16 protein-coding genes are annotated in these 15828 nt (G+C 40.8%); 9 read left to right on the top strand and 7 right to left on the bottom strand.

Annotated elements, in window-relative coordinates:
• Positions 1-38 precede the first annotated feature (38 nt).
• From AB669_RS11875 to AB669_RS11860, 4 genes are all read left to right on the top strand, one after another.
• Positions 39-437 carry a DUF4783 domain-containing protein gene (locus AB669_RS11875; RefSeq protein WP_047799507.1) on the top strand — a complete coding sequence of 133 codons (399 nt, stop codon included), beginning with the start codon at positions 39-41 and terminating at the stop codon, positions 435-437.
• Between the two features lie 118 nt (positions 438-555).
• On the top strand, positions 556-1398 hold the full coding sequence (gene nadC, locus AB669_RS11870) for a carboxylating nicotinate-nucleotide diphosphorylase (protein ID WP_047799506.1): 843 nt from the start codon (positions 556-558) through the stop codon (positions 1396-1398).
• A 49-nt stretch (positions 1399-1447) separates the two neighbouring features.
• A complete protein-coding gene (gene plsY, locus AB669_RS11865; RefSeq protein WP_047799505.1) occupies positions 1448-2095 on the top strand; it encodes a glycerol-3-phosphate 1-O-acyltransferase PlsY in 648 nt (215 codons plus the stop codon).
• Positions 2096-2261: 166 nt separating this feature from the next.
• Positions 2262-3068, top strand: coding sequence for a M48 family metallopeptidase (locus AB669_RS11860; RefSeq protein ID WP_047799504.1), 807 nt, complete (start codon positions 2262-2264; stop codon positions 3066-3068).
• A 112-nt stretch (positions 3069-3180) separates the two neighbouring features.
• On the opposite strand, the gene AB669_RS11855 is transcribed toward AB669_RS11860, so the two are convergent.
• The 4 genes from AB669_RS11855 to AB669_RS11840 form a co-directional block, all read right to left on the bottom strand.
• Positions 3181-4437 carry an anthranilate synthase component I family protein gene (locus tag AB669_RS11855; protein ID WP_047799503.1) on the bottom strand — a complete coding sequence of 419 codons (1257 nt, stop codon included), beginning with the start codon at positions 4435-4437 and terminating at the stop codon, positions 3181-3183.
• 104 nt (positions 4438-4541) lie between these two features.
• A complete protein-coding gene (locus AB669_RS11850) occupies positions 4542-5822 on the bottom strand; it encodes an adenylosuccinate synthase (protein ID WP_047799502.1) in 1281 nt (426 codons plus the stop codon).
• Positions 5823-5860: 38 nt separating this feature from the next.
• On the bottom strand, positions 5861-6361 hold the full coding sequence (locus AB669_RS11845; protein WP_047799501.1) for a Fur family transcriptional regulator: 501 nt from the start codon (positions 6359-6361) through the stop codon (positions 5861-5863).
• A 74-nt stretch (positions 6362-6435) separates the two neighbouring features.
• Positions 6436-8643, bottom strand: coding sequence for a bifunctional (p)ppGpp synthetase/guanosine-3',5'-bis(diphosphate) 3'-pyrophosphohydrolase (locus tag AB669_RS11840; protein ID WP_047799500.1), 2208 nt, complete (start codon positions 8641-8643; stop codon positions 6436-6438).
• Positions 8644-8753: 110 nt separating this feature from the next.
• On the opposite strand from AB669_RS11840, the gene AB669_RS11835 reads away from it, so the two are divergent.
• From AB669_RS11835 to AB669_RS11820, 4 genes are all read left to right on the top strand, one after another.
• The gene (locus tag AB669_RS11835; protein ID WP_047799499.1) at positions 8754-9368 is read left to right on the top strand and encodes a DUF4294 domain-containing protein; all 615 of its coding nucleotides are present in this window, start codon (positions 8754-8756) and stop codon (positions 9366-9368) included.
• Between the two features lie 7 nt (positions 9369-9375).
• Positions 9376-9885: a glutathione peroxidase gene (locus AB669_RS11830; RefSeq protein ID WP_053058378.1), complete on the top strand. Its 510-nt coding sequence runs from the start codon at positions 9376-9378 to the stop codon at positions 9883-9885.
• A gap of 43 nt (positions 9886-9928) precedes the next feature.
• Positions 9929-10645: a bacillithiol biosynthesis deacetylase BshB1 gene (gene bshB1 / locus AB669_RS11825; protein ID WP_047799498.1), complete on the top strand. Its 717-nt coding sequence runs from the start codon at positions 9929-9931 to the stop codon at positions 10643-10645.
• 62 nt (positions 10646-10707) lie between these two features.
• A complete protein-coding gene (locus AB669_RS11820) occupies positions 10708-12069 on the top strand; it encodes an acyl-CoA dehydrogenase family protein (RefSeq protein WP_047799497.1) in 1362 nt (453 codons plus the stop codon).
• Between the two features lie 32 nt (positions 12070-12101).
• Here the strand turns inward: AB669_RS11820 and AB669_RS11815 are convergent, their stop codons facing one another.
• Both AB669_RS11815 and lat read right to left on the bottom strand, forming a co-directional pair.
• The gene (locus AB669_RS11815; protein WP_047799496.1) at positions 12102-12506 is read right to left on the bottom strand and encodes a hypothetical protein; all 405 of its coding nucleotides are present in this window, start codon (positions 12504-12506) and stop codon (positions 12102-12104) included.
• A 2-nt stretch (positions 12507-12508) separates the two neighbouring features.
• Positions 12509-13840, bottom strand: a complete 1332-nt coding sequence (lat, locus tag AB669_RS11810) for an L-lysine 6-transaminase (RefSeq protein ID WP_047799495.1) — start codon at positions 13838-13840, stop codon at positions 12509-12511.
• 523 nt (positions 13841-14363) lie between these two features.
• Between lat and msrA the strand changes: the two genes are divergently transcribed.
• Positions 14364-14855: a peptide-methionine (S)-S-oxide reductase MsrA gene (gene msrA, locus AB669_RS11805; RefSeq protein WP_047799494.1), complete on the top strand. Its 492-nt coding sequence runs from the start codon at positions 14364-14366 to the stop codon at positions 14853-14855.
• Positions 14856-14896: 41 nt separating this feature from the next.
• On the opposite strand, the gene AB669_RS11800 is transcribed toward msrA, so the two are convergent.
• Positions 14897-15766 (bottom strand): 1-aminocyclopropane-1-carboxylate deaminase/D-cysteine desulfhydrase, encoded by an 870-nt coding sequence (locus tag AB669_RS11800; RefSeq protein WP_047799493.1) that lies wholly within the window; start codon positions 15764-15766, stop codon positions 14897-14899.
• Positions 15767-15828: the final 62 nt, after the last annotated feature.

The raw sequence follows: 15828 nt of genomic DNA, 5'->3' as shown, positions 1-15828 counted from the left end.
CATAATTTTAGCTATAGCGTTCTGTATAAAATACAGAAATGGTCCGAAGCTTATTTTTACTGATTATTAGTTTATCATCATTATATAGTCCTAATGCCTATCAGGCAGATATTATTGATGATTTGTCCTCGTATTTCAGGTCTGGTAATGCCAAAGAGGTTGCTAAAAACTTCGCTTCTACCATTGAGCTTATCATCGTTGATGAGGAAGATGTATACTCAAAAGCACAGGGTGAACAGATTCTGAAAGACTTTTTTACGAAGCACCCGCCAGTAAAAGCGAGTATTTTTCACAAAATAAATACCAATCCTAACTATCGTTTCGGAGTTATTTCGTTAACTACATCCAAGGAGAATTTCAGAGTGTCTGTAACCATGAAAAAATTTAACAATAATTTTCAGATTACAGAATTAAGAATTGAGGCAGCCAAGGATTAAGCTACTTTTTCCAGATTTACTTTGCCGTAACAGTACCATCATGATGGGCATATAATGCATCTATATTGATTGGCAGCTCATAAATATTTGCTATTTTTGTTGCTCTTAAAGCTACATTTTGGATATTCAACTTATACACCAATTCATAAAAAATGCCCTTGCCGAAGATTTAGGTGACGGTGATCATACTTCTCTATCCACAATTCCCATTGGAACTCAGGGAAGAGCTAAACTTATTATTAAGGAAGATGGTATTCTTGCTGGTATGGAACTCGCTTTGGAGATTTTCAAAGTGGTTGATGAAAATCTTAAAGTTGAGGTTTTACTAAATGATGGTGCGGAAGTAAAGGTAGGTGATATAGGGCTTACTGTTTCAGGTAATACCCATTCTATTTTGATAGCAGAACGCTTGGTTTTGAATTGCATGCAGAGAATGAGTGGTATTGCAACAAAAACACATCGTATTGTTTCGCTTTTGCAGTCTAGCAATACCAAAATTCTTGATACGCGAAAAACTACTCCCGGATTAAGGTACCTGGAAAAGTGGGCCGTTAGGATTGGCGGGGGAGTCAATCATCGGATTGGGCTTTATGATATGATTCTGATTAAAGATAATCATGTCGATTATGCCGGCGGTATCGTAAATGCTATCCAGGCTGCTCAAAAATATCTTGTTGAGAATCAAAAAAAATTACAGATAGAAATCGAAGTGCGTAACCTCGAGGAGCTATCTCAGGTGTTGTCAGTTGGTGGTGTAGATCGGATTATGCTTGATAATTTTAGTTTCGATAATTTGCGTAGTGCCGTGAAGCAAATCGATAACCGGTTTATCACAGAAGCTTCGGGAGGCATCACAGAGGAAAATGTGGCTGAATACGCCGCTTGCGGGGTGGATTTTATTTCAATGGGTGCATTAACACATTCTGTAAAAAGCTTAGATATTAGTTTAAAGGCATACTAAAGTGATATCCTGTAAAATTAAATCCTTATTTTTTGTATCATTGTAGGCTATGGTTACGGTTTATTCGCTCAGCGCCTTATTAGTTGCGTATCTTTTTGGATCAATACCAACAGCTGTATGGCTTGGCCAGGCTTTTTATGGTATTGATGTAAGGGAGTATGGAAGTGGTAATGCTGGTGCAACCAATACTTTCAGGGTTTTAGGAAAGAAAGCTGGTATAGCGGTAATGATTATTGATATTGCCAAAGGCTATACCGCTACTAATCTCGCTTTTCTCATTGGTATGTCTGTAACCGGGCCCCACACATCTGTCGTTTTTGTTAACTACCAGCTTGCGCTCGGTGTTACAGCCGTAATGGGACACCTTTTTCCCGTTTTTGCAGGCTTCAGGGGGGGTAAAGGTGTAGCTACACTTTTTGGAATGATTTTGGCAGTTAACTTCGAAGCATCTATGCTTTGTGTTCTGGTTTTTGTGACAGTTCTTTTGGTAACTAAATATGTTTCACTAAGTTCTATTTGTGCGGGATTTACTTTTCCGCTGAGTGTAGTCTTTTTGTTTCAGGTGTCAATCAAATCCGAAGTACTTTACGGAATGGTTGTCTGCATTTTAATTCTAGTTACCCATCAAAAAAACCTCGAACGTTTGCTGAAAGGCAAGGAATCAAAAGTGTATTTGTTTAAGAAGAAGGCTGGTTAATTAGCAATGCAGAATCTTCGAAACTTATTTGTCGGATTGCTGTTAATATGACAATCCCAGATAAGGATTAACAATCATTAACGACAAAATTTAAGAAGCTGTCAGATTTCTGCATCATGATTTGCAGAATGATGCGCAGGCTTCGTCATTAAAAAAAAATTAACAGATGAAAAAGTTATTCTTAGCAGCAAGCGTTGCCGGAGTTCTCCTCTTTAACTCATGCTCCACCGTACCCTTAACAGGACGCAGTCGTTTTGACCTTGTAAGCAACGACCAGGTTTTGCCAATGGCATTTCAGGCTTACAGTACATTTTTAACGGAAAATAAATCTACGGTTTTGCCAGCATCAAATGCACAGGCGCTGAAAGTTAAAACGATCGGAAGCCGTTTAATAACTGCTGTAAAATCATACATGAACAGCAATAATTACGGTAATTTAATTGCCGACTACCAGTGGGAGGTAAATGTGGTTCAGAACAACGAAAAGAATGCATGGTGTATGCCTGGCGGAAAAATAGTTGTATACACAGGCATCTTGCCCGTAACGCAAGACGATGCAGGTTTAGCTACCGTGATGGGGCACGAAATTGCACATGCCATCGCCGGACACTCGGCTGAACGCATGTCGCAGGAAATGGTAGCGCAGGGTGTAGGTGCTGCAGCAGGAGTAGCATTGTCTAAGAATCCTAAAACCCAATCTATCTTCAACACGCTTTATGGGGTAGGAACGCCTGTTGCCATGCTGAAGTTCAGCCGTAATCAGGAATTGGAAGCCGACCGTTTAGGTTTGATCTTTATGGCTATGGCAGGCTACAATCCTCAAAGTGCTACCAGTTTCTGGAATAGAATGGCATCTGCATCGCAGGGTGCGGCAAAGCAACCAGAATTTTTAAGTACACACCCAAGTGACGCTACACGTATTGCTCAGATACAAAAATACCTGCCTGAAGCTCAGCAGTATTATAAAAAATAAGGCTTTTAGTCCAGAATTTTTTTTATAAAGGTGGGATTTGCGACAGGCATATCCCGCCTTTTTTATTTTTCAAGCGAATAATCCTGCCGGGGTAGTTTGCGTCGTGCACCAATTAAACTCCGAGCACCTTCAAAATCGCACTGGCCTTTAGCAAACATTCATCATATTCTTTTTCGGGATCGCAATGGTAAGTTATTGCACCACCAACCTGGAAAGATAAATACCTGTTTTCAGCATTGTAAAGAATGCTGCGGATCACAACATTGAAATCGAAATCTCCATCTGGACTGATACAGCCAAAAGACCCGGAGTATATGCCTCTTTTAGTCTCTTCGTATTCCTCAATCAAATTCATTGCTTTAACTTTTGGAGCACCTGTCATGGATCCCATAGGGAAAGCATTTTTAATTGCATCAATGAAATGAATTCCTGGATCCAGCTCACAGCTGATTGTAGAAATCATCTGATGTACCTGGGGAAATGTGTAAATGCCAAATAGTTCTTCCACTTTTACCGAGCCTTTGACAGCTGATTTGGTTAAATCGTGACGAACAAGGTCCACAATCATTACATTTTCTGACTGCTCCTTGGTATCGTTTCTAAGCTGAACTTTGATCTGTTTGTCTTCTTGCGGGTTGTGACTTCTTCTTGCAGTTCCTTTTATCGGCTGTGAAATAAGCTTTGATCCCCTCTTACATAAAAAGCGTTCCGGAGTTGCGGATAAAATATACTGGTGATGATATTTAAAATATCCCGCAAACGGGGTAGGGGAAACCTGGTTTAAGAGTTCAAAGGTTTCCAATGGATTTATTGCCGCATGGTCAGCAAAGAATTCCTGGCAGAAATTCACCTCATAAATATCGCCACGGACGATATGGCTTTTTAGTAGCTCAACTTTGGAAATATATTGATTCTTTGAAATCCTTTGTTTAATGTCCGGAGACGAAACCCTGGCGTTATTAACTGGCTGATATGCCTCGATTTGTTCCAAAACAGCTTTATTGCCCAACAAGAGCTCTATTTTTCCATGTTTAACCGCAATCAGATATTGCGGGATAAAAAAGTAAAGGTCTGGGAAATTAAGATAGTCGATGTTTTCAGAATGCAGATCTTCGAGTTCATTTTTGAGATCATAACTGAAGAATCCAAAAATCCATTGTTTATGTGTTTCATAGAATGTTTTCAGCGTTTCAAACCCGGCACCTTCGAGGCATGTTAAATCTTTCTGAACGCCGGCGGCGATTATATAGTCGTAAACCGAGTAGGCATCCTTGTATTCATTCGAATCTAATACGCAGCAAACATCGAACTGATCGGCCCAGTGTATCGCTTTTTTTTTGAAATCAGATATGTTTTGGAGGGTTTTCACACTGCGGCAAAGGTAAGTAAACGATGGCAAAAAAAAAGCAACCCGGTAAGGGTTGCTTTTTTTATTATTTGTAGCAATGTCCTGATTAAAATCAGAAATTCTAATTAACGCAGTTCTAAAGTCTGTGCCCGGTCTGGTCCTACAGAAAGAAATTTGATTGGCACTTCCAGTTCTTCTTCCAGGAACTTAATATAATCCGTCAGCTTAGCCGGGATTTGATCAACAGCAGTAATTTTGGTTACATCTGTAGCCCATCCATCAATCGCTTTCAATACCGGCTTAGGTTCAATAGAGATGATATCGTACGGCATATAATCTATTGTTTCGCCATTATATTCGTAGTGTGTACAAGCATAAATGGTATCGAAAGTATCTAGAACATCCGCTTTCATCATAATTAATTCGGTTACACCGTTTAACATGATGGCATATTTTAATGCTGGCAAATCGATCCAGCCACAACGACGGGCACGGCCTGTAGTTGCGCCAAATTCATGACCTAATTTACGCAGGTTTTCACCAACTTCATTATCTAATTCTGTTGGAAAAGGGCCACCTCCAACGCGCGTACAATAAGCTTTGAAAATACCATATACAGCGCCAACCTTATTAGGGGCGATACCTAATCCTGTACAGGCACCCGCAGTCGTCGTATTACTTGAAGTTACAAAAGGGTATGAACCGAAATCAACATCTAGTAAGGTACCTTGTGCACCTTCAGCTAAAACAGCTTTTCCTTCCTTCAGGTAACCGTTAACGAAATGCTCACTATCCACATGAGGAATAGCCTTTAAAAACTCTATAGCTTCAAAAAATGAAGCTTCTTTTTCAGCTAGTTCGTATTCAAATCCCTCGTAATGAGAAAGAATTTCAGTATGTTTTTCTACCAGTTTGTTATAACGTTCTTTAAAGTCAGGAAGTGTGGTATCGCCAACGCGTAAGCCATTACGGCCTGTTTTATCCATATAAGTCGGGCCGATACCTTTAAGTGTCGATCCGATTTTATTCTTACCCATGCGTGCCTCATTTGCGGCATCCAGCAACTGGTGAGTAGGTAAAATCAAGTGCGCTTTACGGGCAATAACCAGTTTGCCTTCGGCAACAGGATCATGACCAGCTTTCTTTAAATTATCCAGCTCTCTTTTTAAAATGATTGGATCGATAACTACACCATTTCCGATAAGGTTCATGGTTTTTTCGTTGAAAATTCCTGATGGGATGGTATTTAAAACGAATTTTTTGCCATCGAACTCTAAAGTATGTCCGGCATTCGGGCCACCCTGAAAACGGGCGATAAGATCATATTTCGGACTGAGTACATCAACGATTTTTCCCTTTCCTTCATCACCCCATTGCAGGCCGAGAAGTACATCTACTTGCGTCATTATTAAAAATTTAAGCTGGTTTTATTTTGAGTATTGATTTAATTTGCTTTTAGCTGGGCTGCTGCAACAGCGGCAGTTTCATTCACTTTTCGTGCTACGCTGCAATCAGAACAGAACCCATAAAGATTCAAAGAGTGGTGTTTAATATCAAACTTTAACAGATCGCCAACCATGGTTTGAATCTGGTGAATACGCGGGTCGCAAAATTCTACCACTTTACCGCATTCAATGCAGATCACATGGTCGTGCTGACGGTAACCATAAGATTTTTCGAATTGTGCCATATTCTTACCAAACTGATGCTTGGTAACCAGGTCACATGAAACCAATAACTCTAAAGTATTGTAAACCGTAGCCCGGCTTACACGGTACTTTTGGTTTTTCATGTGAATATAAAGTGTTTCAACATCGAAATGGTCGTTTCTTGAATAGATTTCTTCCAGGATTGCGAAACGCTCAGGTGTTTTGCGTAGATTTTTGTTCTCTAAATAAGCTTCAAAAATCTTGCGAACAAGCTCATTTGTATTTTGTTCAGACATAGTTTTAAACTCCGTTCAAAGGTAGTTAAATTGTTTGATTGTTATAGCGTTTGATTGTTTAAATGTTGTAATTATTAAGCATCAAACCTTGTTACTCCTGTTACGCCACGTACTTTTAATAGATTGTTGATCAGGTTTTCCAGGTGCTCGGTATCGTTAACAAAAATCATAATCGAACCTTCAAATATACCTTCATTGGTATCAACCGTTATCGATCGCATGTTGACTTTAAAGTCGGTTGAAATTACCCTTGTGATGTTGTTGATCAATCCTACATCATCAATGCCTACAATGCGTAATCCGGTAAGGAATGTGAGTTCTTTTTGCTTGTTCCATTTGGCCTTCACCACCCGGTAGCCATAGTTAGCCATTAGCTGAGCGGCATTAGGGCAATTTGTACGATGTATTTTAATCCCGTCACTTACCGTTATAAAACCAAAAACATCATCACCTGGTATGGGGTTACAGCATGCCGCAAGGGTATAGTCAATTCGTTGCATGTCCTCTCCGATGAGGAGTATATCTGAATCGTTGCCCTTAATTTTATTCTTTATGCCATCTACAGTGAGGTTCTCTGGCCGTTCCGGGCTTTTATGCTCAGTTTCCTTATCCGTATTGAGGTATTCTTTGATGTCCTTTAATTCAATTTTCCCTAAAGCCACATGCACAAAAAGTTCCTGTGTTGATGGAAGTTTGAAGAAATAACTCAGCTTTTGAATATTTTCCGTGTTGTAAGTAATTTTTAAAGACTTCATCTTACGCTCCAGAATCTCCTTGCCATTATCAGCAATCTTCCGTTTTTCTTCTTTTAATGAAGATTTGATTTTAGATTTCGCTTTGGCCGTAACAACGGTATTCAGCCAGTCTTCCTTAGGGGTTTGTTTGCTTGATGTGATAATCTCTACCTGATCGCCATTCTGAAGTTTATAGGAGATAGGTACAAGCTTGTGATTTACTTTGGCTCCGATACAGGTTGCTCCCACATCGGTATGGATTTCAAAAGCAAAATCAAGTGCCGTAGCACCCAATGGCAGCTGAATCAGAGCACCCTTCGGGGTGAATATAAAAATCTCGTCTGAAAACAGGTTCATCTTGAAATCATCTAGGAAATCAAGTGCATTGGCTTCCGGGTTATTCAACATTTCCCTAACCTTTTGAATCCATTGATCCAAACCATTATCGTTGCTTGATTCTTTGTACTTCCAATGTGCCGCGAAACCTTTTTCAGCAATTTCATTCATGCGCTGTGTACGGATTTGTACCTCAACCCACTGCCCGCGTGGGCCCATTACTGTAGTGTGCAAACTTTCGTAGCCATTACCTTTTGGTGATGAAACCCAGTCACGCAAACGATCCGGGTTTGGCCGGTATAGGTCAGTCACTATGGAATAAGCTTTCCAGCAATCTGCTTTTTCATTTTCATAGGGGCTATCAAGAATAATTCTAATGGCAAAAAGATCATATACCTCTTCGAAAGGTATATTTTTCTTCTTCATTTTGTTCCAGATGGAATGAATGGATTTTGGTCGTCCGTAAACATCAGCCTCCAGGCCCTGTTCGTGGATAATCTCATCTATAGGCTCTACGAATTTTTTTATGAACAAGGCACGTTCCGCTTTTTTCTCATTTAGTTTTTTAGCTATGAACTTATACGTGTCAGGGTCGAGATATTTCATCGAAAGATCTTCGAGCTCGGATTTGATCGCGTACAAGCCCAGGCGATGGGCCAGGGGAGCATACAGATAAATGGTTTCTGATGCAATTTTAAGCTGTTTATGGCGCGGCATAAATTCCATCGTCCGCATATTGTGCAGCCTGTCGGCAAGTTTAATCAGAATTACCCTTACATCATCGGCAAGGGTAAGTAGCATTTTCCTGAAATTCTCGGCCTGTAAAGAGCTGTTGGTATCGAAAACCCCGGATATTTTGGTTAGTCCGTCAATGATTTTAGCGGTTTTCTTGCCAAACTCGCGTTCAATATCTTCCAGTGTGATGTTGGTATCCTCAACAACATCATGTAATAATGCACAAACGATAGAGGTAGTACCCAGTCCGATTTCTTCTGCAGCGATTTGCGCTACTGCGATGGGATGGTATATATAGGGTTCGCCAGATTTACGGCGCATATCTTTATGGCTTTCAAGTGCCATATCGAAAGCTTTTCTGATTTCTTTTTTATCGCCCTTTTGCAAGGTAGACTTGCTCGCCCGTAATAATGCCCTGTATCTTTTAAGAATCTCTTGCTTTTCCGCCTCTAAATCAATCACTAACTCTGTTTTCATTTGTTTTTTTTGCGTAAAAATTTGCGTCTTATTTCTGAATAAAACCTATATTAGTTTTGTTAAACATCTAATATATGAAATAACACCTAACTTTGTAAAAGTATAAATTTATGAAATTTAAAGGGCTAATCATTCTGTTTATTGTCATGATTTTTAGTGTAAAGCTAAAAGCTCAGGATCCGGCTGCACCCGTTTTCCCAAAGCCGGGCAAAGCAGATACCATTCGTGTAGCTTCTACGAATGATAACGGAGTGATGATTCCCTGGATGCAACTACAGGAGGTGAGCATTTATGCTGCACGGATCTGGAAATCTCCGGCAGAGCAGGCTGCCTTCAACAGATTGCGTTACAATGTGCTTAAGGTGATGCCTTATGCATTGTTTGCCAAACGCAGATACGAGCAACTGGAGCAGGATATTGCCCGTACACCTGAAAAGAAAGAACAGAAACAACTGGTTAAACAATGCGATAAGGAAATTAAAGACATGTTTAACCGTGAGATAAAGGAGCTGACCATTACACAGGGTCAAATTTTAACAAAACTGATTGATAGGGAGGTAGGAAGAACAACCTACGATATTGTAAAACAAACTAAAGGTGGCTTTGCTGCATTTTCCTATCAGATTGTTGCGCGTGTAGTGGGGCATAATTTAAAAAGTACTTACGATCCGCGTGAGGATAGGGATATTGAATCTATTATCCGGACTTCAGGATTTTACCAATAAACAAACGATGCAGGAAAGCATTCCGAATATATATTCTTTTACAGTCAAAAAAGTTAATGGTGACGACGTGCCATTATCAGCCTACCAGGATAAAGTAGTTTTAATCGTAAATACGGCCTCTGGCTGCGGTTTAACACCTCAACTCTCACAGTTGCAACATTTAAAAGACGAAATAAATGATCCTGATTTTGAAATCTTAGGTTTTCCAACCAATGATTTCGGGAAACAAGAGCCTTTAAACGGATCCGAAATCACCACATTTTGCGAAATTAACCATGGCGTAAAGTTTCCGGTGTTTGATAAAATTGTGTCTCGTGGTGAGCGTGCCCATCCGCTTTATCAGTTTTTAAGCGATAAAAAGCAAAATTCGAAACTAAGTGCTAAGCCCCGCTGGAATTTTCACAAATATCTGGTAAACAAAAAAGGGGAGCTGGTAGATTTTTACTACCCTTTCACTAAGCCTTTAAATGCAAAAATCAAAAAGAAAATTCAGTCTTTACTACACGAAAATGCATGATAGAACGATTCTCTCGTATCTGCAACCATAAAAAAACCTTTAGATGAAATTAGATATTTTAGTTATAGCCGTTCATCCTGACGATGCAGAACTATGCTGTTCGGGAACCATTTTAAAGCACATTGCACTAGGAAAAAAAGTAGGAATTGTAGAATTAACCCGTGGTGAACTGGGCACGCGCGGGAATGCAGAAACCCGGGATGAGGAAGCAGCAGCATCAGCAAAAGTGTTGGGTTTGCATGTGAGAGAAAACCTGAAAATGAGGGATGGTTTTTTTCAGAATGATGAAGCCCATCGCCTGGAGGTGATTAAAGTTATTCGTAAATATCAGCCGGAGATTATACTCAGTAATGCACTGGAAGACCGCCACCCTGATCATGGCAGGGCCGGAGATTTGGTTTACGACTCTGTTTTTTTGTCGGGTTTACCTAAAATAGAAACTGAAGCCAATGGGGTGGCCCAGCAGGCTCATCGCCCGAGATTATTGTTGCAATATATCCAGGATCGCTACATCAAACCAGACATTATTGTGGATATTACGGATCATATGGATAAGAAAATCGAATCCATAAAGGCTTTCAGAACTCAATTCTATAATCCGGATGTCGATGGACTACAAACTTATATCTCTTCTCCGGAATTTTTTGAAACCATTGCCGGCCGCTCAAGGGAATTTGGTAAAAGCATTGGAGCAACATTCGGGGAAGGATTTACTTCAAGAAAACTACTTGGGGTGGATAGTCTGTTTGATTTGAGGTAATTCAGCACCAGGCGCAAGCCAACAAAATTGCCACTCATTTGTTATTCTCAAAACGAGTAATAATGGCGAACATATTTTCTTCTCTAAAGAATGCATACAATCTATTTAAGCATGTTGATTTTGACAAGTTAGAGGCTTTATCGAAAAAAGTTGACTTACCTAAAATGGTCGAAACCATTTCCAGTCTGGACGAAAAACAGATTCAGGGGATGATGAAAATGATGGGTGGGTCGGGTAAAAAGAAGGAGCTTCCACAGATTGAAGGTGATTTTTACCACCTTGGGGATGAAGCGCTTAAAGATGAAGACAGAGCCTTACAGCTCAAAGTGCGTGCTTTTTTAGAAAAGGAAGTTAAGCCAATCGTAAATCATTATTGGAATAAGGCAGAGTTTCCGCATGAAATTATTCCCAAATTAGCAGAGTTAAACATTTGTGGCCTGACTTACAAGGGCTATGGCTGTCCGGGTAAGTCAAATTTAATGGAAGGAATTCTGGCCATGGAAATGGCAAGAATTGATACTTCAATTTCCACTTTCTTCGGCGTACAAAGTGGCTTGGCTATGGGGTCAATCTATCTTTGTGGTTCAGAAGCTCAAAAGCAGCAATGGCTTCCATTGATGCAACAATTCAAAATAATCGGTGCATTCGGACTAACAGAGCCAGAAGTGGGATCTGCTACTGCCGGAGGATTAACCACTACCTGTAAGTGGGTGAATGGTAAATGGATACTAAACGGGCAGAAGAAATGGATTGGCAATGCCACTTTCGCTGATATACTGGTGATATGGGCGAGGGACGAAGAAAGTAATGAGGTAAAGGGCTTTATCGTTAAAAAATATAATCCGGGTTTTGCAGTTGAGAAAATGCAGGATAAGATGGCGCTCCGCATCGTACAGAATGGCTTGATCACCCTAACCAATTGTGAAGTTGGGGAGGAAGACCGTTTGCAGAATGCGAATTCATTTAAAGATACGGCTAAGGTATTACAAATGACCCGGGCCGGAGTAGCCTGGCAGGCTGTAGGCTGTGCACGGGGGGCTTATGAAAATGCGCTGGAATATACCAGAACACGTAAGCAGTTTGGAAAACCCATTGCCTCATTTCAGCTTATCCAAAACCACCTGGTGGAAATGTTATCGAACCTTACTGCCATGCAAACCCTTTGCTTCAGGTTATCGCAACTGCAGGATCAGGGTTTGCTGAAAGATGAGCATGCATCGCTGGCAAAAGTATTCTGCTCGCTCCGTACACGGGATGTAGTAAGTAAAGCCCGCGAAGTGATGGGTGGCAACGGCATCCTGCTCGAATACAACGTTGCCAGATTTGTGGCAGACGCAGAAGCCATCTACTCGTATGAGGGAACCAAAGAAATTAATACATTAATTGTGGGAAGGGCAATAACCGGATTTTCTGCTTTTGTATAACGGGTATAAAGTTAACCTTCTTTAATCCCCGGTTACTTCATGGGATGTTTGTTAAAAGCCACCTGGCTCATGGCACTTTTTTCATAAAGGCCTATACAAAGGGCATTAAATGCCGGATCGAAATTGATATCACCCGGTTGGAGCTGGCTGGGCGCATTGGTTCCAGCCATAAAGAAATAAACTTTGGTGTTGCCATATTTGGTATGTGGCATCATGTTACCATAGTCTTCCATTTCTTTCCAGATAGAATCCTTAACAGTCACCACGTATATACGCTGTATGGGCCCGGTGTTATTTGCATTTCTAAACTTTGCAATTTCCTTAAAACCGGCTTTCATGTCGCCGATTCCAGGTTGATCAAAAATATCCTTTACCATGAAAAATACCAGGATTAAAACACCTGCGGTGATAAAGTAGACCATTGATTTTTTATTCATGCCTACAATAAAGGCAATATTTTTTCCATAACAGTCAAGCCCTGGTCAATATGTTTCTGCTCGATGCAAAGTGCCGGCCGGAAACGGATTGTTTTTTCGCCACAGCCTAAAAACATCACATTGTTTTCGAGTCCTTTAGCTATAAATTCATTTCGCATATCCTTATTTGGAAAATCGAAAGAACACAGCAGGCCCCGGCCGCGAACGTTGGTCATCTTATCAAATTTAAGGGCTAACGACTGGAGATTTTCTTTAAGGTATGTTCCCACCTGATCTGCATTTTCACACAGCTGATCTTCATTAATGATCTGCAAAATCTGTGTGGAGCGCACCATATCAACGAGGTTGCCACCCCATGTTGAGTTAATCCGGCTGGGGACATTAAACACGTTTTTTTCTATTTCGTCAACTTTATGACCAACCAGAATTCCGCAAACCTGCATTTTCTTTCCGAAGGCAAGAATGTCAGGTCTGGCTTTTTCGCTAAAATGCTGATGGCACCAAAACCTGCCGGTTAAACCTACGCCAGTTTGCACCTCATCATAAATTAAAAATGCCTCATGTTCATCTGCCAATGCTTTCAGCTGAATCAGAAATTCTTTCCGCAGATGATTATCCCCACCTTCAGACTGGATGGGCTCGATGATGATAGCGCAGATGTCATCTTTATGCTCGGTAAAAGCTTTTTTGATCTGTGCAATTGATGTTTCTTCGGTTTCGATGGCTTTTTGTAAATGATCACCGGAGAGTGGAAATTTCACTTCGGGTACCGAGACCCGTGGCCAGTCGAATTTGGCGAACCACTTTGTTTTATCCGGCAGGGTATTGGTTAAACTCAGGGTGTAACCGGTACGGCCATGAAATGCCCGCTCAAAATGAAGTACTTTAAATCCTTTTTCAGCCGTATATCCCTTCGCAAAGTTTTTCTGTACTTTCCAGTCCATGGCAACCTTGATCGCATTTTCTACCGCTAAGCCACCTCCGGCGATGAAAAATGCATGGGGTAGGTAATCAGGTATTCCAATTTCGGCGAAAGTCTCCAAAAATTGGGCATACTGCTGGGTATACACATCCGAATTTGATGGGTTTGCCATTGCAGCCAACAGCAGGTTTTTTTTGAAGTGCTCATCGTTCAACATTTTAGGATGATTGTATCCTAAAGGAACCGAAGCAAAACAGGTGAAAAAATCAAGAAGATTTCTGTTATATTTAGAATCGTAAATGTAGGCACCACGACTTTTTTCCATATCGTAAGTGAGGTCGAAACCATCAGCCAGAATATGCTTGCTTAAAGATTCTTTGACGCGATTGGCTGGGACTGTTAACTGATACATAAAATCTGATTTTGGTGTATATCAAATTTAGTAAAAAGCGCCAGGAATCACAATTTAAGCGCTTTTTATACCGATTACCGAAAAACAGGTTTAAACAGTTTAAACTGTGATTATGGACAACATCGACTTTCAGACTTCGGAATTGTTGAAAACTTTTTGATTGTTAATCATCGTTCCCGGCTTTACCGCAGTTCGACCTATCCAGGAGATTCCTAGTACCGTCGCACTTAACTCGCTTGGGTTTTCCTTGGACATTCCTTGGACATTCCTTGCACCTTGTTTGGGTAAATGCAGCTAAAACCCAAGTGAAACCCATTTAAACCCGCTTTTTGGTAAAAAAATCCCTTTAAACCCACCTACAGGGCACTTTTTAAATATCACTTTAAACAAATGACGCTGACCGCTGGTTTAATGGATGGTTAGTGGCATGTCAGGTTTTGTATTACCTGATAAATAAGCCGATTTTGTTCACGATATTAGTGTTATAGCGCTGTAATGCATCGCTTTTAAATTTGAAGAATATATGAGTACTGAAAAAGCAATATTGGCGGGAGGTTGTTTCTGGGGAGTAGAAGACCTGGTCCGCAACCAGGAAGGGGTAATTGATACCACTGTCGGTTACACTGGTGGCGATGTGCCAAATGCCACTTATAGAAATCATGGCACACATGCCGAAGGCATTGAGATTGAATTCGATCCAGCGGTATTATCGTATCGTAAACTACTGGAATATTTTTTCCAGATTCATGATCCAACGACCAAAAACAGGCAGGGCAATGACATCGGAACGTCATACCGTTCGGCCATATTTTATCTCAGTGATGCTCAAAAAGAAACTGCAGAGCAGTTGATTGGTGAGCTGGAACAATCAGGGAAATGGCCAGGTAAAATCGTAACGGAGGTTGTTCCTGCAGGTGATTTCTGGAATGCGGAAGAAGATCATCAGGATTATCTTCAAAAAGTTCCCTACGGTTATACCTGCCATTTTGAACGTCCGGACTGGAAGTTGTCTTAGCAAAAGATCAAAAGCCTTCTCCGTAATAAGAGAAGGCTTTTTTAAAATTTGTCTTTCATGCCAAACATACCCAGCAATCCCCCGGTATGTATCGCCAGAATTTTATCATCCTGATGAAGGATACCCTTCTGCCGAAGATCTGTAATGGCATAGAACATTTTGGCTGTGTAAACAGGATCAATGAGCAAGCCGGTTTGACCGGTAAAATTTTTAATAAAGTAAATCAGATCTGGCGTTGTTTTGGCGTACCCACCGAAATGATATTCGGTATGTAAATGCAGATGGGCAGAAGCTGGTGTAATACTACTAATTTCATCCATCAGAAAGCTACCGCCTTTTAGTGCAGATACAACATGAAGGTTGGTGTCCAGCTCATGCTTTTGTATGCCTGCAAGCAGGCCTGCAGCCGTTGTACCGGTGCCGGCAGCGCAAAAGATATGATCATATCTTGCAGGAAGTTCCTGAATGATTTCTGCACAGCCTATTGCCGCTTCGGGTGAAGCGCCACCTTCATCAATGAAATAGGCCTCGGGGTCATCTGCAAAATAATTGCCATAAAGTTCTTTCTTACTACGATAGCTCTCACGGTCGGTAAAAATCAGCTCCATGCCAAATAAGCGGCAAAGCATCAGCATTTCGTTATTAACGGCTTCTCCACGTACAAAGGCCGTTGCTTTCAAGCCAGTTCTTGCTGCTGCTGCTGCGGTTGCAACCAGGTGATTGGAGTAGGCACCGCCAAATGTAACCAGGTGGTTTTTATTGGCTGCTGTAGCCTTTGCCAGAATATATTTCAGCTTACGCCATTTATTGCCGGAAATGAAAGGATCAATGAGATCATCGCGCTTCACAAATAAGTTGCTAAACGGCGCGTAATTCAACTGCTCAACGGGGCTATTTAGTTTTTCAAACACAATGTAAAAGTAAAAAACACCTGAAATATCCAGGTGTTTTTATTCATGAATAGAAAAATCTG

The organism is Pedobacter sp. BMA (assembly GCF_001027745.1).
Taxonomy (GTDB): domain Bacteria; phylum Bacteroidota; class Bacteroidia; order Sphingobacteriales; family Sphingobacteriaceae; genus Pedobacter.
The sequence above is the reverse complement of the archived record's forward strand: the minus strand, read 5'-3'. Positions and strand labels throughout refer to the sequence as shown.